Origin of the sequence: Aquimarina sp. AU58 (assembly GCF_900312745.1) — a bacterium.
Lineage (GTDB): Bacteria > Bacteroidota > Bacteroidia > Flavobacteriales > Flavobacteriaceae > Aquimarina > Aquimarina spinulae.
In genome coordinates this window covers 3254295-3278118 of record NZ_OMPD01000014.1, presented here as the reverse complement: position 1 = coordinate 3278118, position 23824 = coordinate 3254295, and the positions used below count along the sequence as shown (strand labels likewise).

General features: G+C 32.4%; 24 protein-coding genes. 13 read left to right on the top strand and 11 right to left on the bottom strand.

All coding sequences use genetic code 11. From position 1 onward, the window contains the following. Positions 1 to 4 precede the first annotated feature (4 nt). Together folE and DK441_RS25605 are read left to right on the top strand one after the other, a co-directional pair. Positions 5 to 601, top strand: coding sequence for a GTP cyclohydrolase I FolE (folE, locus tag DK441_RS25610; protein WP_025665570.1), 597 nt, complete (start codon positions 5 to 7; stop codon positions 599 to 601). Positions 602 to 664: 63 nt separating this feature from the next. Next, positions 665 to 964, top strand: a complete 300-nt coding sequence (locus DK441_RS25605) for a hypothetical protein (RefSeq protein WP_074406031.1) — start codon at positions 665 to 667, stop codon at positions 962 to 964. Here the strand turns inward: DK441_RS25605 and DK441_RS25600 are convergent. The 8 genes from DK441_RS25600 to DK441_RS25565 form a co-directional block, all read right to left on the bottom strand. After that, on the bottom strand, positions 961 to 1482 hold the full coding sequence (locus tag DK441_RS25600) for a DUF6787 family protein (RefSeq protein ID WP_074406032.1): 522 nt from the start codon (positions 1480 to 1482) through the stop codon (positions 961 to 963). The genes DK441_RS25605 and DK441_RS25600 overlap by 4 nt on opposite strands. Before the next feature lie 31 nt (positions 1483 to 1513). After that, a complete protein-coding gene (locus DK441_RS25595) occupies positions 1514 to 1942 on the bottom strand; it encodes a DUF6146 family protein (protein ID WP_109853376.1) in 429 nt (142 codons plus the stop codon). A gap of 175 nt (positions 1943 to 2117) precedes the next feature. Continuing rightward, positions 2118 to 3014 (bottom strand): arabinofuranosidase catalytic domain-containing protein, encoded by an 897-nt coding sequence (locus DK441_RS25590; RefSeq protein ID WP_109853375.1) that lies wholly within the window; start codon positions 3012 to 3014, stop codon positions 2118 to 2120. Between the two features lie 4 nt (positions 3015 to 3018). Next, positions 3019 to 3531 carry a hypothetical protein gene (locus tag DK441_RS25585; protein WP_109853374.1) on the bottom strand — a complete coding sequence of 171 codons (513 nt, stop codon included), beginning with the start codon at positions 3529 to 3531 and terminating at the stop codon, positions 3019 to 3021. Positions 3532 to 3648: 117 nt separating this feature from the next. Beyond that, the gene (locus tag DK441_RS25580; RefSeq protein ID WP_109853373.1) at positions 3649 to 4281 is read right to left on the bottom strand and encodes a DUF937 domain-containing protein; all 633 of its coding nucleotides are present in this window, start codon (positions 4279 to 4281) and stop codon (positions 3649 to 3651) included. Between the two features lie 176 nt (positions 4282 to 4457). Continuing rightward, on the bottom strand, positions 4458 to 5408 hold the full coding sequence (locus DK441_RS25575; protein WP_025665577.1) for a D-2-hydroxyacid dehydrogenase: 951 nt from the start codon (positions 5406 to 5408) through the stop codon (positions 4458 to 4460). A gap of 72 nt (positions 5409 to 5480) precedes the next feature. After that, the gene (gene serC, locus DK441_RS25570; RefSeq protein WP_074406038.1) at positions 5481 to 6545 is read right to left on the bottom strand and encodes a 3-phosphoserine/phosphohydroxythreonine transaminase; all 1065 of its coding nucleotides are present in this window, start codon (positions 6543 to 6545) and stop codon (positions 5481 to 5483) included. Between the two features lie 228 nt (positions 6546 to 6773). Then, positions 6774 to 7835 (bottom strand): acyl-CoA reductase, encoded by a 1062-nt coding sequence (locus DK441_RS25565; RefSeq protein ID WP_025665579.1) that lies wholly within the window; start codon positions 7833 to 7835, stop codon positions 6774 to 6776. Positions 7836 to 7901: 66 nt separating this feature from the next. On the opposite strand from DK441_RS25565, the gene DK441_RS25560 reads away from it, so the two are divergent. The 4 genes from DK441_RS25560 (at position 7902) to DK441_RS25545 (ending at position 10727) form a co-directional block, all read left to right on the top strand. After that, positions 7902 to 8249, top strand: a complete 348-nt coding sequence (locus DK441_RS25560) for a 4Fe-4S dicluster domain-containing protein (protein ID WP_074406040.1) — start codon at positions 7902 to 7904, stop codon at positions 8247 to 8249. Positions 8250 to 8367: 118 nt separating this feature from the next. Next, the gene (locus tag DK441_RS25555; RefSeq protein WP_109853372.1) at positions 8368 to 8958 is read left to right on the top strand and encodes an outer membrane beta-barrel protein; all 591 of its coding nucleotides are present in this window, start codon (positions 8368 to 8370) and stop codon (positions 8956 to 8958) included. Positions 8959 to 9061: 103 nt separating this feature from the next. Continuing rightward, complete coding sequence (locus tag DK441_RS25550; protein WP_109853371.1) at positions 9062 to 9937, top strand: alpha/beta hydrolase; 876 nt, start codon at positions 9062 to 9064, stop codon at positions 9935 to 9937. Next, a complete protein-coding gene (locus DK441_RS25545) occupies positions 9924 to 10727 on the top strand; it encodes an alpha/beta hydrolase (RefSeq protein ID WP_109853370.1) in 804 nt (267 codons plus the stop codon). The genes DK441_RS25550 and DK441_RS25545 overlap by 14 nt, the downstream gene beginning before the upstream one ends. 110 nt (positions 10728 to 10837) lie before the next feature. Here the strand turns inward: DK441_RS25545 and DK441_RS25540 are convergent, their stop codons facing one another. Continuing rightward, positions 10838 to 11203: a hypothetical protein gene (locus DK441_RS25540; protein ID WP_109853369.1), complete on the bottom strand. Its 366-nt coding sequence runs from the start codon at positions 11201 to 11203 to the stop codon at positions 10838 to 10840. Between the two features lie 564 nt (positions 11204 to 11767). After that, positions 11768 to 13474: an alpha-amylase family glycosyl hydrolase gene (locus DK441_RS25535; RefSeq protein WP_109853368.1), complete on the bottom strand. Its 1707-nt coding sequence runs from the start codon at positions 13472 to 13474 to the stop codon at positions 11768 to 11770. A 196-nt stretch (positions 13475 to 13670) separates the two neighbouring features. Here DK441_RS25535 and menA point away from each other — a divergent pair, with 196 nt between their 5' ends. The 7 genes from menA to DK441_RS25500 all read left to right on the top strand — a co-directional run bounded on the left by menA (position 13671) and on the right by DK441_RS25500 (position 22244). Next, positions 13671 to 14570, top strand: a complete 900-nt coding sequence (gene menA, locus DK441_RS25530; RefSeq protein WP_109853367.1) for a 1,4-dihydroxy-2-naphthoate octaprenyltransferase — start codon at positions 13671 to 13673, stop codon at positions 14568 to 14570. A 105-nt stretch (positions 14571 to 14675) separates the two neighbouring features. Next, on the top strand, positions 14676 to 15356 hold the full coding sequence (locus DK441_RS25525) for a metal-dependent hydrolase (protein WP_109853366.1): 681 nt from the start codon (positions 14676 to 14678) through the stop codon (positions 15354 to 15356). Beyond that, positions 15356 to 16396, top strand: a complete 1041-nt coding sequence (locus tag DK441_RS25520; protein WP_109853365.1) for an o-succinylbenzoate synthase — start codon at positions 15356 to 15358, stop codon at positions 16394 to 16396. Before DK441_RS25525 ends, DK441_RS25520 begins: the two co-directional genes overlap by 1 nt. A 6-nt stretch (positions 16397 to 16402) precedes the next feature. Beyond that, complete coding sequence (locus DK441_RS25515) at positions 16403 to 17341, top strand: CPBP family intramembrane glutamic endopeptidase (protein ID WP_109853364.1); 939 nt, start codon at positions 16403 to 16405, stop codon at positions 17339 to 17341. Positions 17342 to 17411: 70 nt separating this feature from the next. Then, positions 17412 to 18527: an AMP-binding protein gene (locus DK441_RS25510; RefSeq protein WP_109853363.1), complete on the top strand. Its 1116-nt coding sequence runs from the start codon at positions 17412 to 17414 to the stop codon at positions 18525 to 18527. Between the two features lie 192 nt (positions 18528 to 18719). Beyond that, positions 18720 to 20804, top strand: a complete 2085-nt coding sequence (locus tag DK441_RS25505) for a VWA domain-containing protein (RefSeq protein ID WP_109853362.1) — start codon at positions 18720 to 18722, stop codon at positions 20802 to 20804. Between the two features lie 117 nt (positions 20805 to 20921). Then, entirely contained in the window at positions 20922 to 22244 is a 1323-nt protein-coding gene (locus DK441_RS25500) for a M24 family metallopeptidase (RefSeq protein WP_109853361.1), read from the top strand. Positions 22245 to 22255: 11 nt separating this feature from the next. On the opposite strand, the gene DK441_RS25495 is transcribed toward DK441_RS25500, so the two are convergent. Continuing rightward, positions 22256 to 23497: a M14 family metallopeptidase gene (locus DK441_RS25495; protein WP_109853360.1), complete on the bottom strand. Its 1242-nt coding sequence runs from the start codon at positions 23495 to 23497 to the stop codon at positions 22256 to 22258. Between the last annotated feature and the right edge of the window lie 327 nt (positions 23498 to 23824).

Genomic DNA, 23824 nt, shown 5'->3' with positions numbered 1-23824 from the left:
TGCTATGCTATATAAAAATTTTGAGGAATATAACATAAAAGTAACCGAAGAAGTAAAAGAGAAATTTGAATCTATTATTGAAGATCTGGGTGAAGACACAAAGAGAGAGGGGATAGTTAAAACTCCTGAGCGAGCAGCAAAGGCAATGCAATTTCTTACACAAGGATATCATCAGGATCCTGCCGAAATTCTGAGAAGCGCTATGTTTAAGGAAGGTTATGACGATATGGTAATAGTTAAAGATATTGAATTGTATTCGTTATGTGAACATCATATGCTACCATTTTTTGGTAAGGCGCATATTGCTTACATTCCTGATGGTTATATAGTTGGACTAAGTAAGTTACCTAGAATTGTTGATGTTTTTGCCAGACGATTACAAGTGCAAGAACGACTTACTCATGATATTTTAGAATGTATCAATACTACCTTAAAACCTAAAGGTGTTGCTGTGGTAATTGAAGCTTCTCATATGTGTATGATGATGCGTGGAGTACAGAAACAAAATTCTGTAACAACTACTTCTGGTTTTAGAGGACAATTTGAAAAAATAGAGACCCGATCAGAGTTTTTGAGATTAATTACAGCAGATCTGGGATAACAAATTTTTGGAATACTCTTTGCTTTATTTATTGTATATTAAACTATAAATTATGTATTAAATATGGCAAAAGATAAATATAAAAAACTTGGATTAAGTTTACTTTTCGATGGCTTAGGGATGATTACCTATGTGATTCCTGGAGTAGGGGAGTTTGCAGATGTGATATGGGCTCCTTTGGCGGGTTGGTTAATGACCAGAATGTATAAAGGTAATGTTGGTAAGGCTGCTGGGGTATTTACCTTTGTAGAAGAAGCTTTACCAGGTTTAGATATTATACCAACGTTTACTATTATGTGGGTATATACGTATGTGGTTAAAAAAGAAAAAGTAAAAGATATTATTGATGTAGATATTTCTTAATCTTTAAAGAAACGAGCAAACCCCATTCTACTTAACATCTTTTTTTCAAAATCCCAGAAAAATTTAAACTGCCCAAAGAGCCACCCTACGATAATAAGTAATATTTGATATACAGGAAATATCAATAATATTCTTGCAGGCCAATACAACCAACCATTTGTTGTATCCCTATGTAGTCCTATAAAAGTAAGTATAGGATCAGAAACACGGGCAGCAGTAGAACCCGTTACAGCAAACGCAATAAAAATGGCAATAAGTTCCCATCGATAAGAAACATTCCATTTTGTTTCGAGAACATTAAAAAGTTTTAAGGTTATAAAAAGAAATAATGAAGATAGAAAAATTATTATCGCAGATAGTACACCAATATAAATGCTATCGTTTTGGGCAATTGGTAATAATTTTAGAATATATTTTCCAATCAGATAAGACGAGAATACTAGACTTAGCAGTCCTAATATAGGAAAGATTAATTGCCAATTATCCTTTATTTCCCAACGTTCCTTAAATTTTTGCATGTCACAAAAATACAACTAAAAAGAATGGAAATCAAAATCGTCGCCCCCTTGTTGCAATAAATCGTTGTCGATATCGCTGCTCAAAATATAGAAAGTAATTATATAGAAGATAGTTTACTTCATAACCATAATGAGTTGCATATTCATAATTGATTCGCTGAAGATATAAATTAGGATCAAATTGCTGTGGTTGCATCACTCTTTGATTATATTCTGTAACATAGATACGGTTTCTGGTTTCTAAAAATGTTTCAGAATAGAAACCTCTTGGTCTCTGAGTTACCAGCCATGCATTAAACCCAGGTTCGATGATAATAATTTCATATTCCAGGCTATCATTTGCGATCCTTATGGTATCCGAAGCAATATCGGTAGTAGCTACATCAATTTTTCTGTTTTTGGTTGTAGAACAGCTATAAATGAATATTCCTATGATTAATATATAAATACAATTTTTCATCTGTTTAAAATTTTATAGTTTACTAAAAATGAAGAAACTAAAAATTTCTGCACATTCAGGAATTCGCACAAAAAATATAATCATATCGGTTGGTATGCAATGATGAAATTTGTTTACGCTCATTTCATAATCTTATAAATATATCTAAAAAAAGAATACGATAGTGTTGTAGAAATTATAAATTCCAGAAATCAACCTGGTCTTGTTCAATTTCCTGAATGTCGGTGAGATTAATATCCATGCTATACATAACTAATTCGGTAAATCGATTCGTGGCAAATTCGCGATTGGCCCCATTAGAATATAGGATACCAGCACCATTTGTTGCAGTACAACGACCCAAAGTATAGTTTCCGGTCCTAAGAATAGTACCAGATCGTCGAATTGTCTGTACAACATTAGCGCGAATAAAAGAGAATTGTTGCCATTGATTATTAGTATTAGAGGCCCACCGCACAGGTTCACTACAACAAATTCCAGAATCAAAATAAACTCTATTGTTTGTCCAGTTTACATGAATAGACCATCGATTTCTATTAACACCAGGTTGCCTGGTACCGAATGAAAACTGATTATTAGAAGTAGAGTATAAAACTGTAAAAACAGAACCGTTAACTCCTGCGTTAGTAAGAATTTGAATACTTGTATTAATATCTAATCGATCATTATTACCATCTCCAAAAAAATAAGGTCTAGCAGGATCGGTTATAAACCGAGGTTGAAATGCATTGGTGTTCTGAATAGCGTCTCTACCCAAACCACTTTGATCGTACCATGTAACAACAAATACGTTTGCAGCACCTCTCCAGGCATCTATTGCTGTTACATCTACAATATCATTATCGCCCCAACCAAAATCTTGCTGGGCGTTATCACTATCTCTTCTTAGGCGTATAAGAGGACCATTATAATCAGATTCTAGTACCCTTAATGAAAAAGCAAAGCTAATATTGGTAAGTTTTTCATCTAGGATATGAGATGGTCTCATCGTAGGGAAGTTATTGTATTGACCAATTTGACAATAACCAAGGCCAGAAAAAAACAGGCCTATGTAAAGTAATAATCTTGCCATGTCATTAATTTCTTTTTAAATCCCCAGTGATATGAAATGTATTGGTTGCTGTGCATACGATACCGGCTCCTGCATCTAATCCTGCTGTCTTAAACCGTAATAATCTATTTTTTATAGTAACCCCCGCGGCTCCTGTGACAGTTACTTTTCCTGCTCCCAGTTGATAGATACTAACATTATACCCTATAGGAAGTCCTGCAGGAACTGTTAATGTAACATCTGTAGTACTATTAAAAGTTAGTATATTATGATTGTCAGTATCTACAAGAGTATAATTTCCGGTTTTAGCGAATACAGATGGAGATTCGAGTAATTCTTTCCATTCTGTTCCATTAAATTGAAATACCTTTTTTTTAACTGTATCGAAGACTAAAGATCCTTCTTGTATTGTAGCCGTACTAATACCATTTATATCGGTTGTGGTAGCTCCTGGCAATCCTAGTAGTGCATTAGCATCGATTTGAGCAATAGTGCTTGTGTAATATAGAAACACTACTAAAATTAGTAATTTTTTCATATTGAAGATCGTTGGTTAAAATAAAAGCTTATTAAAGTGATACAACTTTAATAAGCCCTTTCTTTTGATACATCAAAATAATAAAAATTATATTATTTGACTTATTGGATAGGAGTATTATTTTCCAAAAAGACCACCAAGCAGCCCTCCAAGACCTCCTTTTTTCTTTCCTCCACTACTTAATAGCATTCCGGCAACATCATCAAGAATACTTCCGTCACCATCTGCATCTAAGAAAGATTCTATCAATGATTGTTGCTTGGTACCACCACCAGACATACCACCTAGTAAACCTGATAATCCACTAGCATCGTTTACATTATTTTGTTTAGCTTGTTTTCCTAATACTCCTAAAAGAATTGGAGCGGCAACTTTTAGTATTTGAGCCACAGAACCAGCATCGATTCCTGATTTTTGACTTAAAGCATTTTCTACTGCAGGTTGTTTATTTCCAAGAATATGGCCTAGAATACCAGCTCCATCATTAGTAACACTTTGATCAACACCACCGTCAAATAAACCTCCTAAATTATCTAAAATCCCACCTGTATGCTTACCAGTTAATGCTCCTAATAATCCCGAAGCTCCTTCAGGTGTAGATGCATTTCGTTGCATTGCACCCATAAGTACCGGCATAGCCATACTTAATAGGTCCCCAGTTTTATCTTGGGATTGACCCGTTTGTGAGCTCACACCGTTGATAATTTGCTTGCCCATTGGGCTATTTAATAGATCTAAAATTCCTGACATTGTAAATATTTTTTAATGAATCTAAATTTACATTTTTAATACCAGAATTAGAATTATTAACTCATTTTATTTTGATGAAAATGGGATAAAAAACCATTTTACAGGATAAAAAGTAAATAAAAGAGCCGTCTCAATGATTGAGACGGCTCTTTTATTATGCAATTTATATTTTATATCTAGTTTAGAATCTTAATAATTTGTTCAGCTAATTCTTGCCCAATACGATCTTGTGCCTCTCCTGTAGCTGCACCAATATGCGGTGTTAGCGATATTTTATTATTCATCAATACTTTGATTGCCGGGCTAGGTTCATTTTCAAATACATCAAGTCCTGCAAAACCTAATTTTCCTTTTTCTAAGGCTTCTACCAATGCTACTTCATCGATTACGCCGCCTCTTGCAGCATTAATGATTCCTGCACCATCTTTCATTTGTTCGATTTCAGAACTCCCGATCACATATTCTTTTTGTGCAGGAACGTGTAGTGTGAAAAAATCAGAATTTTTAAGCACCTCTTCTTTGGATACAGTTTTGATTTTGAACGTTAATGATTGCCCATCAAAGAACTCTAATGGTATTTCTACTTCCTCAATAAAAGGATCATAAGCAATAACATTCATTCCAACTCCAATTGCAATTTTTGCAGTTGCTTGTCCGATTCGCCCAATACCTATTACTCCAAGGGTTTTTCCTCTTAATTCGATACCACTACCGTATGCTTTTTTTAGGTTTTTGAATTTACTATCTCCTTCGAGAGGCATATTACGGTTAGAATCATGTAAAAAACGCACACTACCATATAAATGTGCAAAAACTAACTCTGCTACAGACCCAGAAGAAGCTGCCGGAGTATTAATTACATGTAATCCTTTTTCTCTGGCATATGCTACATCAATATTATCCATTCCTACACCACCACGGCCAATAATCTTAAGAGAAGGACAATTATCAATAATATCTGTTCTTACTTTTGTTGCGCTACGCACAAGTAGTACAGAAATTTCATTTTCGTTAATATAATTAACCAATTGATCTTGAGCTACTGTAGTTGTTAAAACCTCGAAGCCTTTTTTTTCTAAAGCTTCAATTCCGCTTTGAGATACTCCGTCGTTTGCTAATACTTTCATTTTCAAGTTTTAAATTTTGAATATTAAGTCCTATTAATTTGACTTGTCTTAAATGATTATTGTTAGAATATTTTACGCTTTACGTTCTAGATCACCCATTACATCTACAAGAGTAGCAACACTTTCAAGGCTTAATGCGTTGTACATACTAGCTCTATATCCTCCAATACTTCTGTGACCGTTAATTCCGTTAATTCCTGCTTCTTTCCACATAGCATCAAAAGTTTCTTTAAGATCATCATTTAAAAGTTTAAATGTAGCATTCATCATTGATCTATCTTCTTTTGCAGCAAAACCTTCAAATAATGGATTTACATCTATTTCAGAGTAAATAAGCTTAGCTTTCTTTTCATTAAGTTCTTCTATTGCCGAAATACCACCTAATTTTTTAATCCATTTTAAGGTTAGCATTGATGTGTATACCGAAAACACAGGCGGAGTATTAAACATACTACTTTTGCTAATATGTGTTTGATAATCAAGCATAGAAGGAATTTGTCTGTTTACTTTTCCTAAAATATCTTCTTTAATTACTACAACAGTAGCTCCTGCAGGACCCATATTTTTTTGAGCACCAGCATAAATTAAATCAAATTGAGAAAAATCCATCTGTCTAGAAAAGATATCGCTACTCATATCACATACAAGAGTCGTATCGGTAGAAGGAAAATCTTTAAGTTGTGTACCAAAAATAGTATTATTACTGGTTAGGTGTAAATAATCTAATCCTTTAGGAATATTATACCCTTTGGGAATAAAATTAAAATTTGAATCTTTTGAAGAAGCAACTTCTACGATCTCACCAAAAAGCTTAGCTTCTTTTACAGCTTTATCACTCCAGGTTCCTGTATTTAGATACCCGGCTTTTGTTTGTAATAAATTATAGGCAGTCATAAGAAATTGAGTACTTGCTCCACCTTGAAGAAAAAGTGTTTTATACCCTTTTCCTTCTAAACCTAGTAATTCTAAAACCAAACTGCGGGCTTCTTCCATAACATCTACAAAATCCTTACTACGATGCGATATCTCCAGAATAGAAAGACCAGAGTTGTTAAAATCTAACACTGCTTGTGATGCTTCTTTAAATACTTCTTGTGGTAAAATACAGGGTCCAGCGCTAAAATTATGCTTTTTCATGTGCTAATGTTTGTTGTTTTTAATGGCCACATGGAATCTTCAACAATTAAAATTCGTATAACTATTTACGTTAACGGTTATCTAATTGTATCAGTTTCATTAGTAGTTTTATTGTTGTTAAATAGTATGGTTTCGTTGTTTTTTCTTTACTCTAAAAACAGCGTTAGAAAAAACGCTACAAAGGTGCTAATAATATGATACAAAATCATTATCAAAATGATAAATTATTTAATTAATTTTTGTCAAAAACTCAATAATATCTATACCATCTGCATAATCTGAAAGTTGAGGGCTTTGCGTTTCTCCAAATTCAATACATTCTGGAGAAAAATCAAGGCCTACAACACACTGGATCTTTTCGCTGTCACTCTTAATTTTTTTGCTTAACTGATCTTTAGAATCATAGGTTTCATAAAACAAGGTTGCAATAGGGGAAGCATAGCTTTCGTCTTCTTTGAGCATTAAAAAGCCGTTTTCAAATAATTTGTAATTACTCATTAAGTAAACTGCTTTATTGTAATCATAATTATTAGCATACTTTGCACTATTAATGACATCATGATATGGATAAATAGCTTTAAAAAAAGAATCAAAATCATACCCTTTTGGGACCATTAGTTTTGATACACTTCTACATCCCAATCCATAATATCTAAAAATATCTTTACCTAGTACCTCGAGTTGTTCTTTGGTCTCATTTCCTGTTAAAATGGCAACAGAATTTCTGTTTTTGCGTATGATGTTGGGTACTTTACCAAAGTAATATTCAAAATATCGAGAAGTATTATCACTTCCGGTGGCAATTACTGCATCAAAATTTTTAAATTTTTCTGAAGTAAATTTAATAGATGCCTCAAATCGAGGTTCTACCGCTATTAGATACGAAGCTAAAAAAGGTAACAACTGATTATCATTAGAAGATTGTTTTACCAAAACGTGATGCCCAGAAATTAATACAGAAAGAAAATCATGAAAACCTACTAATGGTATATTCCCTGCCATAACAATACCGACAGTTTTTGGTTCTATTTTTTCTAATGTATAAGGAGACAACCAATCTTTTAAACTATTCTCGGTAAGAGCATTACTCCATTGTTCTAGAGAAAAAAGTACATTTTCTTCTGTAAACCACCCATTATGATGTACGGCAGTAGTAATTTTATGAAGCATTTTATCAAAAAAATCATCGTTATGATAAATGGTATTAACCTTCTCATAACCAGTGGATTTGAATTGACTAAGAAACTTTCCTAATTCAGAAAAAGCTTTGATACGATCATTTAATAACATTTCTTATTTGTTTATCACTAGTTTACGAGCTATTTTTGTGCTGCAAATTTAGAATAAAAAAGAGCTATGGCAATTATAATAACAGATGAATGTATAAACTGCGGTGCATGTGAGCCAGAATGCCCAAATACTGCAATTTATGAAGGGGCTGATGATTGGAGATATTCTGATGGTACAGATTTAGAAGGAGATGTAGTTCTTCCTGGTGGTAAAGGTGTAAATGCCGATGAGGCACAAGAGCCCGTTAGTGATGAAGTATATTATATTGTTCCTGATAAATGTACAGAATGTAAAGGGTTTCATGAAGAACCACAATGTGCTGCAGTATGTCCTGTAGATTGTTGTATTCCTGATGAGGATATAGTAGAAACTGAAGAGTTTTTATTACAAAAACAAGGTTTTATGCATAAATAAAAGATATTATCTCAATATAGACCATAAAAAAACCTGTCATATGGCAGGTTTTTTTATGGTCGTTTTTTAAATTTTAGTATTTTCGCTCTATTACAACCTCAAATTTAAATTCGAAATCATGAAAAAAATAGTCTTTTTTATTCTTTTTGCAACGCTTTCTGTTGTTTCTTATGGGCAATATCGCTGGGAAGTTTCTGCTGGAGCTACTTTTTCTAAACTAAACCTTGATAATACCGAAACTACAGGCGGAACAGGTTTTTATGTTAATGCCGGATATGGTTATGTAATGGGAGTTAGAGCGAGAACAAGTATTGTTTTTTCTTTAGACCTTCTACAGCGTACCAGTGAAATAGAAGGAACAGGTGATGCAGAGACGCTTCAGGTTGGATTTAATCCAAAATTTAGATATTTAACTGGTGATGGTAAAGATCGGTTTCGTGGTTTTATTAATGTCGGACCTTCTTTTCGAGTAAATACAAAATTTGAAATAAATGGTGTAGAATTAGAAGATGATGGCTATGAGAAGTTGATTATTGGTGGTGTGTACGGAGCTGGTTTTTCTCAAATGGTAGGAGAGATGTTCGATATTATGGCAGAAGTAGGAGTAATGAACGATTTTGTAGATAATATTACCGATACTAATAGTAAATTCTTTGATATTTATGCAAGGGTAGGAGTTCGATTCAGAATTTATGATGCGCGACGATAAATTTTAACAAATAATACGTATTTAAAATCCTGCCAAAGCAGGATTTTTTTATACCTCAATTTAATTTTTTGTAAATTAGATACTTACAAAAAAGAATAATTGGATGTCATATTGGGGATATATAGCAATTAGTGTTCTTGCAATGTATATCGTTGTAAGTGTAGGCTTGTATTACTTGCAGGAGTACTTCATTTTTAAACCAGAGAAGTTAGATAAGGATTTTGAGTTTCATTATAACAATCAGGTTGTAGAAGAATACAACCTGGAAACAAGAGATGGTGCTATACTTAATGGTCTTCATTTTAAAGTAGAGAACCCAAAAGGTGTTGTTCTATATCTTAAAGGAAATTCTAAAAGCATTAAAGGCTGGGGAAAATTTGCTGTAGACTTCACAAGACATGGGTATGATGTATTTATGTTGGATTATAGAGGGTTTGGTAAAAGTACGGGTAGACGTTCTTTTAAAGCAATAAAAAGAGATCTTCAGTTTGTCTATAATAAGATTAAAGAAAGAGTAAAGGAAGAGTATATTATTTTATACGGTCGTTCAATGGGGTCTGGATTTGCTACAAAATTGGCCTCTATCAATAATCCTAAAATGTTGATATTAGATGCTCCTTATTATAGTCTAAATAAGGTTGCTGCAAAGTTTATACCTTTTATGCCAATTTCTTTAATTATGAGGTACCCTATACCGACCTATAAATGGCTTAAGTATGTAAATTGCCCTATTCATATTATACACGGCACCCATGATAAATTGATTCCTTTTAAATCAAGTATTAAATTATCAAAAATTCGACCAAAACTTACGCGATTATATACTGTTATAGGAGGAGGGCATAAAAATTTGAATAATTTTGAATCTTATCATAAGATGCTTGGAGAAATTATCAATTCTAAAATGAGGAAGATAAATCTTTCTAATACAAGTATTGGTGTTATGCATTCTTCAAAAAAAGCAAATGCACAAGCTTAAAAAAATACTATTGTGGAGTATAGCATTGTATAGTATTATTGTGGTATTACTTTATTTCTTTCAGGAAAAAATTATTTTTCAACCAGAAAAACTTTCTACAGATTTTATTTTTCAATTTGCGCATCCTTTTGAAGAGTTTTTTCTAGAAACTAAAGATAATAGTCGTCTTAATGCTATTCGTTTTGTTAATGAAGATCCCAAAGGGGTGATTTTGTATTTTCATGGAAATAAGGGAAGCCTGAAACGTTGGGGGGAAATAGCGATGTTCTTTGCTCAAAAAAAATATGATGTCATTATAATGGATTATCGGGGGTATGGAAAAAGTACAGGGAAAATCAGTGAACAAAAATTATATGAAGATGCACAATTGTTCTATAATTATGTTTTAGAACGATATCCCGAAGATCAAATAACTATTTATGGAAGATCTATTGGAACCGGAATAGCAGTAAAAATAGCTTCAGACAATCGACCTAATCATTTGATATTAGAAACTCCCTATTATAATATGAAAGATGTTGCAGAAAGTTGGTTACCTATTTTTCCAACAAACCTATTGCTACAATATAAAATTCCGTCTCATGAGTTTATACAAAATGTAGTTTGTGATGTTACTATTTATCACGGCACCGATGATAGAGTAGTCCCTTATACATCGGGAGAGCTATTATTTAATAGTATTACAGTTTCAAACAAAAGAATGATCACAATACCAAAAGGATCGCATAATAATCTAATAAAATTTGAGGAGTATCTTACTACGATTGATAGCATATTAAAAAATGATTGATACTATTAAAAAGAGAAGCGCCATTCTTACATAAAAGATATGACGCTTCTATAAGATCTATAATTTTTTAAAAACTGAATCAGAAAAACGACTCACCAAAAATCTATAATTTAATATTCCATAAGAGCATCTCTGTACTCTTTTAAATCTGAAATATTTGTTCTGTTTTTTAGACTTTTTGTTAACGATACCAAATATTTAAGACTCTCTACGGGGTCTTTGGTTTCATCATTATTTGGTATTTCGTTGTCCTCATCTATAGGTTCATCATCCGGAATAGGTATGAGAAAAGAATTATTTTCTTCTATATGTTCATAAGTAAACCTAAGAACCTTTACTACAAGTGGTATTTGCTCTTCTAAAGCATAAGTCCTTAATTCTTTAAGGTCTACAATTAGTGCATCTGTGTTGATACCTGTTTTTTCCAGGTCTACCAGAATTTTATCGATTAACTTGATTGCTTTTTTATTTTCCAAATGGGTAATATTATAAAGATGATTAACTACTAATGATTGCAAATTTAAATTTTTCTTGAATTATTAGAAATCAATTACGGGTATTTATTTATACAGATATTTGTTTTTTTTATTTAGTATAATTTAACATACAGAGTTAATTTATGATAAACAACTGTTTTTCAGTTGATTAACTTGCTTATCTTCAATTCATACTACTATTCCGGCTAAAGTTTGAGGTAAAACCGTAACCGTATATGCACCAAACCTCTTTATCTTTGACATGTATTCCAATTACAATTTTTCCCTTACTTTTTTTGTTTTCCCCAACACTTACCTCCTTATCCTAAGGAGGTAAGTTCTTCATGGGGTATTATGAACTTAAATAAATTAGCAATTTACTACTTGATATCTGATCCAATTTTTACTTTAGATTCATATAAATATATGGTACATATGTATATATACAATCGCTATATAGTTCTAATCTTGAAATATATTATTTTTGAATATTAGAAAAAAGTAAACCAAATTAATAGTCATTTAACTACAATAGATACTTAAAAAGAATTCTCTGTTATTAATTTACTTTTTCACTGTTAATAGAGCAATTTCATATTCAGAATCAACCATTACCGAATCATTAGAAACTGTAACTTCTTTACCCGAGTAGTCATCGATTAAAATAGCTCCCTCTGGAAAAACCGAATTAATTTTAATTATTTTCTCGCCCATAGGAAGACCTAATCCTATTACCACCTTGTCTGATACTCCATTTTTATGATACTTTCTTGAGAATACATAAGGTTTTTGAGATATCATTTTGTGCTTACCTGCTCCTACAGCGGGATGATTTTTTCTAAAAACTCCTAGTTTTTGCCAATGCTGTAATAGTGTTTTGGTATCCTCATTATCGATTGAATCCCAATTCATATTAGATCTAAGTGTGGCATCTCCTTTGGTTTCGTCGATAATTAAAGGTCTAGCTATCTCATCTCCATAATATATCTGGGATATACCAGGAGTTAGTAACAGTTTGGTGGCAGATTCATACGTTTTATTTCTTTTTTTGTCAAAAGGGTTACCATCATCATGAGAACTTATATAATTCGTTATTCCTTTACCAATTAAATTGGTATATAAAGCTTTACTGTATTTGCTAAACAATTTTTCATAATCAAGTTGATTAGCATCATATTTGAACTGAAAATTGATCATATTGTTAAATCCATGAGCAAAATAGTCTACTTTACGATCCCCAAAATCATAATATCGTTTCCCGTCAATTCCATAGCCATATAATTCACCCAACATATAGAATTCATTATCATCTAGTGTTTTATCGGGGTTTTTTGATTTCCATTCTAAGAATGCCAGCTTAGCTTGTTCGGCCAATATACTCCATGCATCTTCTTTAATATGTTTTACTGTATCTACACGATATCCATCTATTCCTAGCTCTCTAACATAATCAGTTAACCATTTGATAATATAATTCTTGGGAGATCTTTTTAACCGTGTTTTGGTAAAGAAAACATCTATCTCTGCAAGTTCTATTTCTAATCGACCTTCGGCTTTCCATTTATTTATTAGCGCTTCGGGTAATTCTACATTTTCATTATTCTCTGTTTTAATATCGGGGAGGTTTTTTACCAGCGTACAATTTATAGTACTTTCATAATCTTTATAAGTACATTGCGGCGAGGTTCGTACCCAACTATCAGGCCAGACAGGATCCTGCTCTGTAACAGGACCTGTATGATTCATTACCACATCCATTAGAATTCTAATATCATTCTTATGAGCTGTATCTACTAATTCTTTTAATTCTTTATAGGTACCAAAATTAGGATCAATTTTTGTCCAATCCTTTGTCCAATATCCATGAAACGCATATGTATTTCCTGTACCTTCATCTACACTTCCGTGTATTTGCTCTACTATCGGACTAAACCATATAACATTTACTCCGAGTGCTTTAAAATACCCATCTTTTATTTTCTGAATAATGCCTTTGATATCACCCCCTTCAAAACCTCTTAACTTGCCTGTTTCATTAGTTCGCTTTATAGCCTCGTCGTTTGTTGGGTCTCCATTTTTAAATCTGTCGGTTAATAAAAAATAGATATTAGACCCTTCCCAAATAAAAGGAGGTTTTTTTGTTTTTTTTACTTTTTGAATATCAGATTGAGTGGATTTTGATTGATTAATACCATTTTTCTTTGGCTCATCCTTACATCCAATCATTAGGCATAAGAGCAAAAAAATAAAGGTTTTTATATGTTTAATCATTGTGTTTAGGGATTTAAAAATGCTAAGCTATAAAAAGTCTTATAAAAATTAGAGTAAGATGAATTACTAAATTTGTAAAAATAAGTGATATTATGATTTGTTACACATTTTTGTAAACTCTTAAGGCAAAGAATTGATGTAATTAATTTTCATTTTTCTATAAAAATAATGTTCCTTTGAAGTCAAAATTATAAAAATGACCAAATTCAAAGCATGGATCTCTGCAGCTAGATTAAGAACGTTACCACTATCGATTTCGGGAATAGTTGTTGGATCTGCTTTAGGTTATAAGAACTTTTTGGAAACAAATACCTTCTGGCTGGCTATTATTACTACATTAGGTTTACAAATTTTATCCAATTTCGCTAATGATTATGGTGATGGAGTAAAGGGAACTGATAATGAAGATAGAGTAGGGCCACAAAGAGCTTTGCAAAGTGGAACCATTTCTAAAAAGGAAATGTATAAAGGAATAGTACTTACAGCATTAATCACCTTAGGAGTTGCTATTGCTTTAATTTATGTTTCTTTCGGAAAAGAGTACTTTTTCTATTCTGTATTCTTTTTCATATTAGGACTTGCTGCTATAGCTGCTGCTATTAAATACACAATGGGTAGCTCTGCGTATGGTTATAGAGGCTTAGGAGATTTTTTTGTATTTATCTTTTTTGGCTTAGTTAGTGTCGTTGGGTGTTACTTTTTGTTTGCAAAACAACTACATGTTCTTGTCTTCCTACCTGCTATCACTATCGGATTATTGAGTGCCACAGTGTTAAATCTTAATAATATGAGAGATTACCATAGTGATAAAAAAGCAGGTAAAAATACACTTGTTGTAAAACTAGGAATTAATCGAGCAAGAACTTATCATTTTACCTTACTAATTATAGCTATGCTATCCATGTTAGTATATTTATATGCTACCTATAAAACACCTATGAACTTTTTGTTCTTGATTGCTTATATACCTTTACTTGTTCATATACGAAAAGTTGCTAAAACCAGTAATTCAGAACTATTAGATCCCGAGCTTAAAAAAATAGCTTTAACAACATTTTTACTGTCAATTTTATTTAGTCTGGGGCAGATTTTATAATTTAGTCGAACTCTGTTATAGCAGATAATATATAGTAGCTTTTGTGAGCATTCTATTGTATCTCAGAACCTATTTGTAATATAATTAGTTTTAAATTTTTCACACATGAAAATCACCTTTTACGGTCATAATACTTTATTAATTGAAATCAATGAAACAAATATCCTGATAGATCCATTTATTTCGGGTAACCCGTTAGCTAAGGATAAAATTGATATAAATACAATTAAAGCAGATTATATATTGCTTACTCATGCACATCAAGATCATGTTCTTGATGCAGAAGCTATAGCCAAAAATAATAATGCTACGATTGTCTCAAATCATGAAATTGCCACATATTACCAGAATCTAGGTGTCGAAATACATCCTATGAATCATGGAGGAACCTGGAGTTTTGAATTTGGAAAAGTAAAATATGTGAATGCAATTCATACCAGTAGCTTCGCCGATGGAACATATGGAGGGCAACCAGGAGGGTTTATTATTGAAGGAGAGCATAAAACCATTTATATTGCTGGTGATACAGCATTAACAATGGATATGAAATTAATCCCGTTGAGAAATACTTTGGATCTTGCTATTCTACCTATTGGTGATAATTTTACAATGGGTGTAGATGATGCTATTATTGCAAGTGGTTTTGTAGAATGCGATAAAATATTAGGAGTGCATTATGATACTTTTGGATATATTGAAATTGATCATGATGAAGCCAAACAAAAGTTTTTTGAAAAAAACAAAGACCTTATGCTATTAGATATAGGAGAAAGTATCACATTATAATGAATGCCAGATATTATAAGCATATCCTTCAGTTTAAAAGACCAAGCGGTACTTCGAGAGGGATTCTAAAAACCAAAGAAACCTGGTTTATCGTGATTTCTGACGGAACAAAGAAAGGAATAGGAGAGTGCGGAATTCTAAGAACATTAAGTATCGATGACCGACCAGATTATGAGGATACATTAAAATGGACCTGTGAGAATATTCATTTAGGTGTAGACAAGCTTTGGGAAGAACTTATAGAGTTTCCAAGTATTCAATTTGGAGTAGAGATGGCGTTTAGATCTTTAGAAAGGAATTCTCCTTTTTTACTGTTTCCTTCACCATTTACCCGTGGTGAAGAACAAATTTCTATCAACGGACTCATATGGATGGGAGATAAAGAATTTATGAGACAACAAATCACCTCTAAATTAGATGATGGATTTGATTGCATAAAAATGAAAATTGGGGCTATTGATTTTGAAACAGAATTAAATTTGTTGTCCTATATACGATCTCAGTTTTCTTCAGATAGTATTGAATTAAGAGTAGATGCTAATGGCGCGTTTAAACCAGAAGACGCTTTAGATAAACTAAAACAGCTTTCTGTATTTAATCTGCATAGTATAGAGCAACCTATACGACAAGGACAGCTTAACGAAATGGCAAACTTATGTAAAGAAACCCCATTACCAATAGCACTAGATGAAGAGTTAATTGGTGTTTTTGATGTAACAGAAAAGAAAAAACTATTACAAACTATACAACCACAATATATTATTCTTAAACCAAGTTTGATAGGAGGTTTTAAAGGAACCAAAGAATGGATTGATATAGCAGAATCTTTTGGAATAGGGTGGTGGATTACCAGCGCACTGGAGAGCAACATAGGATTAAACGCTATTGCGCAATATACATATACCTTAAATAACAAAATGCCTCAAGGCTTAGGAACGGGAGGATTGTATACAAATAATATTGATTCACCTTTGGTTGTTAGTCAAGGAACTTTGGGATATTATAATAACATAAACTGGAACGTAAATTATTTAAATTAAGATTATATGTATATAGCACAAGCACTTAAAATAAAACATGAATGGTGGAGATATTTAATCGGGTTAGTAATCATTTTTATTTTTTGGCAATTTATAGGTATTATCCCTTTATTCATAGGAGCATTTATAAATACTGGTGATTTACAAACGTTGATGGTTGCTGCAGAATCTAACTTTACCTCGTTAGATATGAATTCTAATTTATTTCTAACCTTAGTAATTATAAGTTTTATATCTGGATTATTGGGGTTATTTATAGCTGCTAAGTTTCTTCACAAACAAAAGATTAGAGAATTGACTACAACAAGAAAAAAGATTGATTGGAAACGTATTTGGTTTACATTCTTTCTTGTTTCATCTATAAATATTGTGTTTTTTGTGATTAGCTATTATGTAGAACCAGAAATTTATAAGCTTAATTTTGAAATGATTCCGTTTTTAATCTTGGCTTTAATTTCTTTATTCTTGTTACCATTACAAACCAGTTTTGAAGAGTATTTGTTTAGAGGGTATTTAATGCAAGGTATAGGTGTTTTAGCTAAGAATAAATGGTTACCACTTATCATTACTTCTGTAACGTTTGGATTACTTCACGGTTTAAATCCAGAAGTTGAGAAACTAGGCTATATTATGATGGTATTTTATATAGGAACTGGCCTTCTATTAGGTATTATGACTCTAATGGACGATGGTATGGAATTAGCCTTAGGTTTTCACGCAGCAAATAATATAATGGCTGCAATGTTGGTTACAACAGACTGGAGCGCTTTTCAAACCAATGCAATATTTTTAGATATATCAGAACCTTCAGCAGGTATTGATATTGTACTTCCAGTTATTATATTATATCCTGTTTATCTGTTCATATTAGCTAAAAAATATAAATGGACAGGATGGAAAGATAAACTTTTTGGAAACATACAACCTGATACAATTTCAGAATAACTAACAAAGAAATAACACACTCTTTACATATTGATAACTTATGAGTATGTTAGAAAATTGAAATTTGAATATGCAAACGAAAAGTACATTTTCTATACCCGAAATACATCAAAGCTTCTCAATAAATAAAAGTTCTTTTGATAAAGAAAGACTAAAATCTTTAGCCTATAGTTTTATTAAGGAAGGTGAGGTATATGAACAGGAAGCAGGAAGTTTTTTGTTAGATTGGTTAAATGAAAAAGATCATATTGTTGTGCAAACCTCGGGTTCTACAGGAAAACCAAAAAAAATTAAGGTATATAAACAACACATGATCAATAGTGCAATAGCAACAGGAAAGTTTTTTAAATCTGAAGAAGGAACTACCGCACTGCTATGCCTTCCTGCAAATTATATTGCAGGAAAAATGATGCTTGTAAGAGCTATGGTGCTGGGATGGAAAATAGATTTGGTACCTCCAAGAACAAATCCTTTGGATACCGTGTATAAGCAATATGATTTTTGCGCAATGGTACCTCTACAATTAGATAACTCTCTTAATAGACTTCATTTAATTAAAAAGTTAATAGTAGGAGGTGGCCCAGTTTCAGAAAACTTAAAAGAATTGGTTCAAGGTTTTAAGACTAAAATATTTGAAACCTATGGTATGACTGAAACAGTTTCTCATATAGCAGCAAGAAGAATAAACCCGAAGAAAAAAGATAAAAAAGATGCTCACTATTTTAAGGCTCTACCTAATATTACGCTAAGCATTGATAATAGAAATTGCTTGATTATTAAAGCTCCGCAGCTAAATGAAGAGACGATTATTACTAATGATGTGGTAGAGCTAAAAACATATAAAAAGTTTTTGTGGAAAGGACGTCATGATAATGTAATTAATAGTGGAGGAGTGAAGTTATATCCAGAAGAGATAGAAACAAAATTACAACTATTGATCGGACATCGTTTTTTTATTACCAGTATCCCCGATGATACGCTTGGTGACAAAGTAATCCTACTAATAGAACGTGAGTATGATAAAATTGCATACCTAACATTGCAAGAAGCGATACAGAATTTAAATACCTTAAATAAGTACGAAATCCCGAAAGAGATTTATTTTATCCCTCAATTTATAGGAACAGAGAACGGAAAAGTGCAAAGAAAACAAACCGTAGAATTGGCTATGAATTCTAAATTGTAATGCTTTTCTGGTTAAAGTATAGATTGTATTAACCAATCAATTCAGATAATAAACTTCTCTCTTTTACATTTTCTTGAAACATAAAAACCAATATTTTCCTTTTTACTCAATAAAAAGACGACTTCACTCATTCTTGATTGTTATCGCTTATAAGAACGCATAGTTTTGGTTTATAATTAAAAACTATTAACTATGAGACTATTACAATACATCTTATTTGTCTTCCTTATAACAGGGGTTTCAAATGCACAAGACATAAAAGTTACAGGAAAGGTAACAGATGATCAAAACCAGCCTTTACCAGGTGTAAATATTGTTATAAAAGGAAGCACCAACGGAACGCAAACAGATTTTGATGGTAATTATACTATTCTTGCTACTATAGGAGATACACTACTGTTTTCTTACATAGGATTCGAAACCGCTGAAGAAAAAGTAACGGCTACCTCGGCTTTTATGCATATTAAATTGATTCCTTCTTCAGCAGAATTACAAGAAGTGGTTGTTACAGCATATGGATCAAATAGAGTGAGAAAATCAATGAGTTATGCTGTATCTAGTAATAGACCAAGAAGGAAAGGGAGAAAACACAAGCAAAGGCACGTAAATAAGTCGCCTGGGGTACGGGTTTTTAATACAGGTAATACATTAAAAGTTAGAGGAGTTAATTCGGTTTCGGGGACAAAACAACCGATGTATGTGGTAGATGGAGTACCTGTTGATAATAAAGACATAGCCGTAGTTAACGCAATAGATCCAACAAAAATTGCAAAGGTAGAAGTGCTTAAAAATAAAAAAGCAACTTCGGTTTATGGAGCTAAGGCTAAACATGGATGCATTGTAATTACTACGCATTCTGGTAATTATAAAGTACAAAATGATGAGTCATACCGAGAAATTGTTGAGAATGATTTTAAAAAAGTTCAAATGGCCCCGCTCTCGACTTTTTCTATTGATGTAGACAAAGCATCCTATAGTAATATTCGTAGAATGATTAATAATGGAGTTAAAGTTCCTGCAGATGCCGTTAAAATTGAAGAAATGATCAATTATTTTAATTATCAATACGAACAACCCAAAGACGAACATCCTTTTGCAATTCATACTGAGTATGCTTCAACTCCCTGGAATACAAAAACCCAATTGGTTAAGATAGGATTAAAAGGAAAAGAAATTCCTCAACATGAAATTCCCGCATCTAACCTTGTATTTTTAATTGATGTATCAGGGTCGATGAGTAACAGCAATAAGTTACCTCTACTTAAAAAGGCTTTTAAACTTTTGGTTAATCAATTACGTGAAAAAGACAAGGTTTCTATAGTTGTATATGCAGGGGCAGCAGGAATGGTATTAAAGCCCACATCTGGAGCTAATAAGCACGAAATTAATCAAGCATTGCAAAACCTTGAAGCGGGAGGATCAACGGCAGGAGGAGAAGGAATAAGGTTGGCGTATAAAATAGCAAAAGAAAATTTTATAAAGAATGGCAATAATAGAGTTATCCTGGCTACCGATGGAGATTTTAATGTTGGGATTAGTAGTGATAAAGACATGAAAAAATTGATTGAAGAAAAACGTAAATCTAATGTGTTTCTAACATGTCTGGGATTCGGGATGGGAAACTACAAGGATAGTAAGCTAGAAACATTGGCAGATACCGGTAATGGCAACCATTCATATATTGATACCATGCAAGAAGCACAAAGAGTATTGGGGCAAGAATTCGGAGGTACTTTATATACAATAGCTAAAGATGTAAAAATTCAGGTTGAATTTAATCCAGGGAAAGTGCAGGCATATCGATTGATAGGATATGAAAACAGACTTTTGGCGGATGAGGATTTTATAGATGATACTAAAGATGCAGGAGAATTGGGAAGCGGGCATACAGTAACCGCACTATATGAGGTAATTCCTGTAGGAGTAAAAAACAAATATCTAAAAGAGATTGCAGATCTAAAATATACCAATTCAACGATTAATAAAGAATATGGAGATGAACTATTAACTGTTAAGTTTAGATATAAAAAACCACAAGAGAAAAAGAGTATTGAAATGACTCATGTTTTACATACAGGTGCCAAAACTTCTGCTTCACAAGATTTTAATTTTGTAGCGTCAATCGCTTGGTTTGGGATGAAACTAAGAGGTTCGAAATATATTGAAAACCAAAACCTTAAAGATATAATTGCTTTAGCCGAAACGAATAAGGAAAAAGATGACCAGGGATATAAAGCAGAATTTATAAGACTTATGAATAGCTATCCGGGATTATAGAGTAATCAAAAGGTATTGTTAAAGTTAGAAAGAGGCGTCTGTATTGTTTTGCAGGTGTCTTTTTTTGTGATATTTTTATTTCAATTATACATTTAATTCCCTCATACTAATCACACAATGAAAAACCTATTTATTATAACCTTATTTTTTCTGAGTACTGCCATTCAATCTCAAATTCTAAACCAAAGAGAAAGAGCAGCAGCAATTGATATGGTTTTAAAAGATCGATTCGATAATCTTTTACCTCAACTAATGGATCGTACAGAGTTTGATATGTGGATTTTGATTTCTAGAGAATACAATGAAGACCCTGTGCTTAAAACAATGCTACCTTCGACCTGGTTAAATGCCAGACGGAGAACTATATTGGTTTTTTATAGGGATAAAGCTAAAAATACAATAGAAAAACTGGCGGTAGCTCGATATAATGTAGGCAAAAATATTGATTCTGCCTGGGACAAAGATGAACAACCAGATCAATGGAAAGCACTTATTGATATAATTTCAAAAAGAGATCCTAAAAAAATTGGAATTAATTATTCTAAAGACTTCGGAATTCTGGATGGTATAGTAAAAACAGACTATGATGAGTTGATGAATGTGCTGCCAGAAGAATATAAGTCAAGAATTTCCTCTGCCGAAAAATTATCAATTGCGTGGGTAGAAACACGTACCCAACAGGAAATGGAAATATATAAAGAGTTGGTAAAAATCACTCATGATATTATTGATGAAGCATATAGTACTTCGGTTATACAGCCAGGAACGACTACGACAGATGATGTAGTTTGGTGGTTAAGGCAAAAGGTAACCGATATGGGATTAAAAACCTGGTTTCATCCTACGGTAGATATTCAGCGTTCGGGTGAAGCATTACAAAGCCATATTGTTTCCTTTTCTGATCGACCAAAAGATAAAGTAATTCGACCGGGAGATTTGATTCATTGTGATTTTGGGATTACATATCTACGATTAAATACAGATTGCCAGCAACACGCCTATATTCTTAAAAATGGAGAAATATCTCCTCCTGAGTTTTTAACAAAAGCTTTTGCAGATGGAAATAAAGTACAGGACATTTTTACTTCTAATTTTAAGACTGGTAAGACTGGAAATGAGATTTTATTAAAATCTCTTGAACAAGCAAAAGCCGAAGGACTTAAACCGTCAATATACACACATCCATTAGGCGTATTTGGCCACTCTGCAGGCCCAACAATAGGAATGTGGGATGCACAAGGTGGAGTCTCGGGAACAGGAGATTACCCCTTGTATGAAAATACTGTGTATGCTATCGAACTAAATACTACAGTAACACTCCCAGAATGGAAAAAAGATATTCGTATTATGCTCGAAGAAGCAGGTTTTTGGAGTGTCTCAGGTTTTAAATATGTGAATAATAGACAGACCGAATTGATTACAATTCCTAAAAGAAAGTAAATTGAATTACATCACTTATCGGTCAAAATCTTCATCATTTGTTGTGCAGTAATCGTACCGATAACTTTTATTTTATCTCTTGGAGTATCATCACCTATTTCATAAGTTACACCTGTAGCATTATGTCCATATAGAAACCATCCTTTAGAAACCGGTTTCTTGCTGTTTCCTGGTTTTTCGTTTACAACATAGTCAGGAATATTGTTTTCTAATGCGGTAAACCAATTCTCTATAAAATGGGGGAGAGTAGTACCTTTTCGTATTTCATTGGTATAAAATATATCATACCAGGTAGAATGAAAATCAAGACCTAATATTAGTTTCGAATTATTTCTTTTTAATGTTTTAGAAATAAACTGTACTGTTTGCTTAATTTCGGGTTGTCGGTATGCAGACCAATCTCGATTAGTATCAACACCACCAGCATTATGTCTCCAATGACCAAGATCTACACCATCTGGATTCATAATAGGAAAAGCTAATACACGATACCTATTCAAAAATTCTTTTGAAAGCTCAGAGTTTTCATCTAATAAAGTTTGTACAAAGTGTCGAAAGGCAAAATAACCAGTAACTTCTGGAGGATGCTGACGCGTTAACAAAACGATTATATCCTTATTTTCGGGATTTCCGTTAAAAATGTCTAACACGGGTAATTCCCTACCTAATTTAGAGGTTCCGAATACACTCAGATTTACATAATTCTCTTTTCCCTTAATCAAATTTGTATACCAATCCTTAACATGTTTAGAAGAATGTATTTCCTGAGCAGCAATTAATAAAGGTGTTTTATCTAGTTTAATTTTTATCGTAGTATTTTCATTAGTTTGATATAAATTAATAGAGTCAATACTTTTCCATTGCTCGTTATTTATTTTTAACTGTGGAAGATATCTGTGTTCATGTCCATCGGGATATTGAAACTGGAAATAAAAGGATTTAGGCGTATCGGCCCAAGCTTTAAAGGCGTAGTATGCACTTTTATTTATAGGGGCATTTTCAGGATTTATAATAACTGCTGCAGTACTATCATTTATCTTTCTAAATCCATTTAAACGGGCTCCGTCAAATTCATTATTGGCATATACACCAATATCTTTTAACGTATATGTTTGCTTAATTTGGTAGTTGATTTTTTTTGAAGTAGTATCTACAGGGACCTCGAAAGCAACTTTTTTAGCAGTCTGACAACTCAATAAAAAAATAAAGCTTAGTATCAAGAGTATGTATAACGTGTTGACATATAATTTCATAACTGATGTATGTTCATTCTTCGTAAATGAAGATATGCAAATAGATGAATAAATATACTGAATACTAATTATATTTTATTAATCTATAAAATAGATATTAGTATAATTAAGGAATCGACTGGATTTCTATTTTCCTTTAAAAGCACATAAATCATCAACTAGTGGCCCGAGATTGTTACTCCACAACCTCTACAAGGGCAGTCACTATCTTTCGAACATACTAGAAATTGAAGGCACCCTCTATCAAATGAACCTACATTAATAGACTTTTGTTGTTCTTTTTTAAGGATTATGAACTTATCTAGATTTAAAATGGTTAATTAAGCT

What these genes read in the sequence shown, in the direction of transcription:
- folE (WP_025665570.1), top strand. Translation starts at nt 5, where the DNA reads ATGCTATATAAAAATTTTGAGGAATATAACATAAAAGTAACCGAAGAA.
- DK441_RS25605 (WP_074406031.1), top strand. Translation starts at nt 665, where the DNA reads ATGGCAAAAGATAAATATAAAAAACTTGGATTAAGTTTACTTTTCGAT.
- DK441_RS25600 (WP_074406032.1), bottom strand. Translation starts at nt 1,482, where the DNA reads ATGCAAAAATTTAAGGAACGTTGGGAAATAAAGGATAATTGGCAATTA.
- DK441_RS25595 (WP_109853376.1), bottom strand. Translation starts at nt 1,942, where the DNA reads ATGAAAAATTGTATTTATATATTAATCATAGGAATATTCATTTATAGC.
- DK441_RS25590 (WP_109853375.1), bottom strand. Translation starts at nt 3,014, where the DNA reads ATGGCAAGATTATTACTTTACATAGGCCTGTTTTTTTCTGGCCTTGGT.
- DK441_RS25585 (WP_109853374.1), bottom strand. Translation starts at nt 3,531, where the DNA reads ATGAAAAAATTACTAATTTTAGTAGTGTTTCTATATTACACAAGCACT.
- DK441_RS25580 (WP_109853373.1), bottom strand. Translation starts at nt 4,281, where the DNA reads ATGTCAGGAATTTTAGATCTATTAAATAGCCCAATGGGCAAGCAAATT.
- DK441_RS25575 (WP_025665577.1), bottom strand. Translation starts at nt 5,408, where the DNA reads ATGAAAGTATTAGCAAACGACGGAGTATCTCAAAGCGGAATTGAAGCT.
- serC (WP_074406038.1), bottom strand. Translation starts at nt 6,545, where the DNA reads ATGAAAAAGCATAATTTTAGCGCTGGACCCTGTATTTTACCACAAGAA.
- DK441_RS25565 (WP_025665579.1), bottom strand. Translation starts at nt 7,835, where the DNA reads ATGTTATTAAATGATCGTATCAAAGCTTTTTCTGAATTAGGAAAGTTT.
- DK441_RS25560 (WP_074406040.1), top strand. Translation starts at nt 7,902, where the DNA reads ATGGCAATTATAATAACAGATGAATGTATAAACTGCGGTGCATGTGAG.
- DK441_RS25555 (WP_109853372.1), top strand. Translation starts at nt 8,368, where the DNA reads ATGAAAAAAATAGTCTTTTTTATTCTTTTTGCAACGCTTTCTGTTGTT.
- DK441_RS25550 (WP_109853371.1), top strand. Translation starts at nt 9,062, where the DNA reads ATGTCATATTGGGGATATATAGCAATTAGTGTTCTTGCAATGTATATC.
- DK441_RS25545 (WP_109853370.1), top strand. Translation starts at nt 9,924, where the DNA reads ATGCACAAGCTTAAAAAAATACTATTGTGGAGTATAGCATTGTATAGT.
- DK441_RS25535 (WP_109853368.1), bottom strand. Translation starts at nt 13,474, where the DNA reads ATGATTAAACATATAAAAACCTTTATTTTTTTGCTCTTATGCCTAATG.
- menA (WP_109853367.1), top strand. Translation starts at nt 13,671, where the DNA reads ATGACCAAATTCAAAGCATGGATCTCTGCAGCTAGATTAAGAACGTTA.
- DK441_RS25525 (WP_109853366.1), top strand. Translation starts at nt 14,676, where the DNA reads ATGAAAATCACCTTTTACGGTCATAATACTTTATTAATTGAAATCAAT.
- DK441_RS25520 (WP_109853365.1), top strand. Translation starts at nt 15,356, where the DNA reads ATGAATGCCAGATATTATAAGCATATCCTTCAGTTTAAAAGACCAAGC.
- DK441_RS25515 (WP_109853364.1), top strand. Translation starts at nt 16,403, where the DNA reads ATGTATATAGCACAAGCACTTAAAATAAAACATGAATGGTGGAGATAT.
- DK441_RS25510 (WP_109853363.1), top strand. Translation starts at nt 17,412, where the DNA reads ATGCAAACGAAAAGTACATTTTCTATACCCGAAATACATCAAAGCTTC.
- DK441_RS25505 (WP_109853362.1), top strand. Translation starts at nt 18,720, where the DNA reads ATGAGACTATTACAATACATCTTATTTGTCTTCCTTATAACAGGGGTT.
- DK441_RS25500 (WP_109853361.1), top strand. Translation starts at nt 20,922, where the DNA reads ATGAAAAACCTATTTATTATAACCTTATTTTTTCTGAGTACTGCCATT.
- DK441_RS25495 (WP_109853360.1), bottom strand. Translation starts at nt 23,497, where the DNA reads ATGAAATTATATGTCAACACGTTATACATACTCTTGATACTAAGCTTT.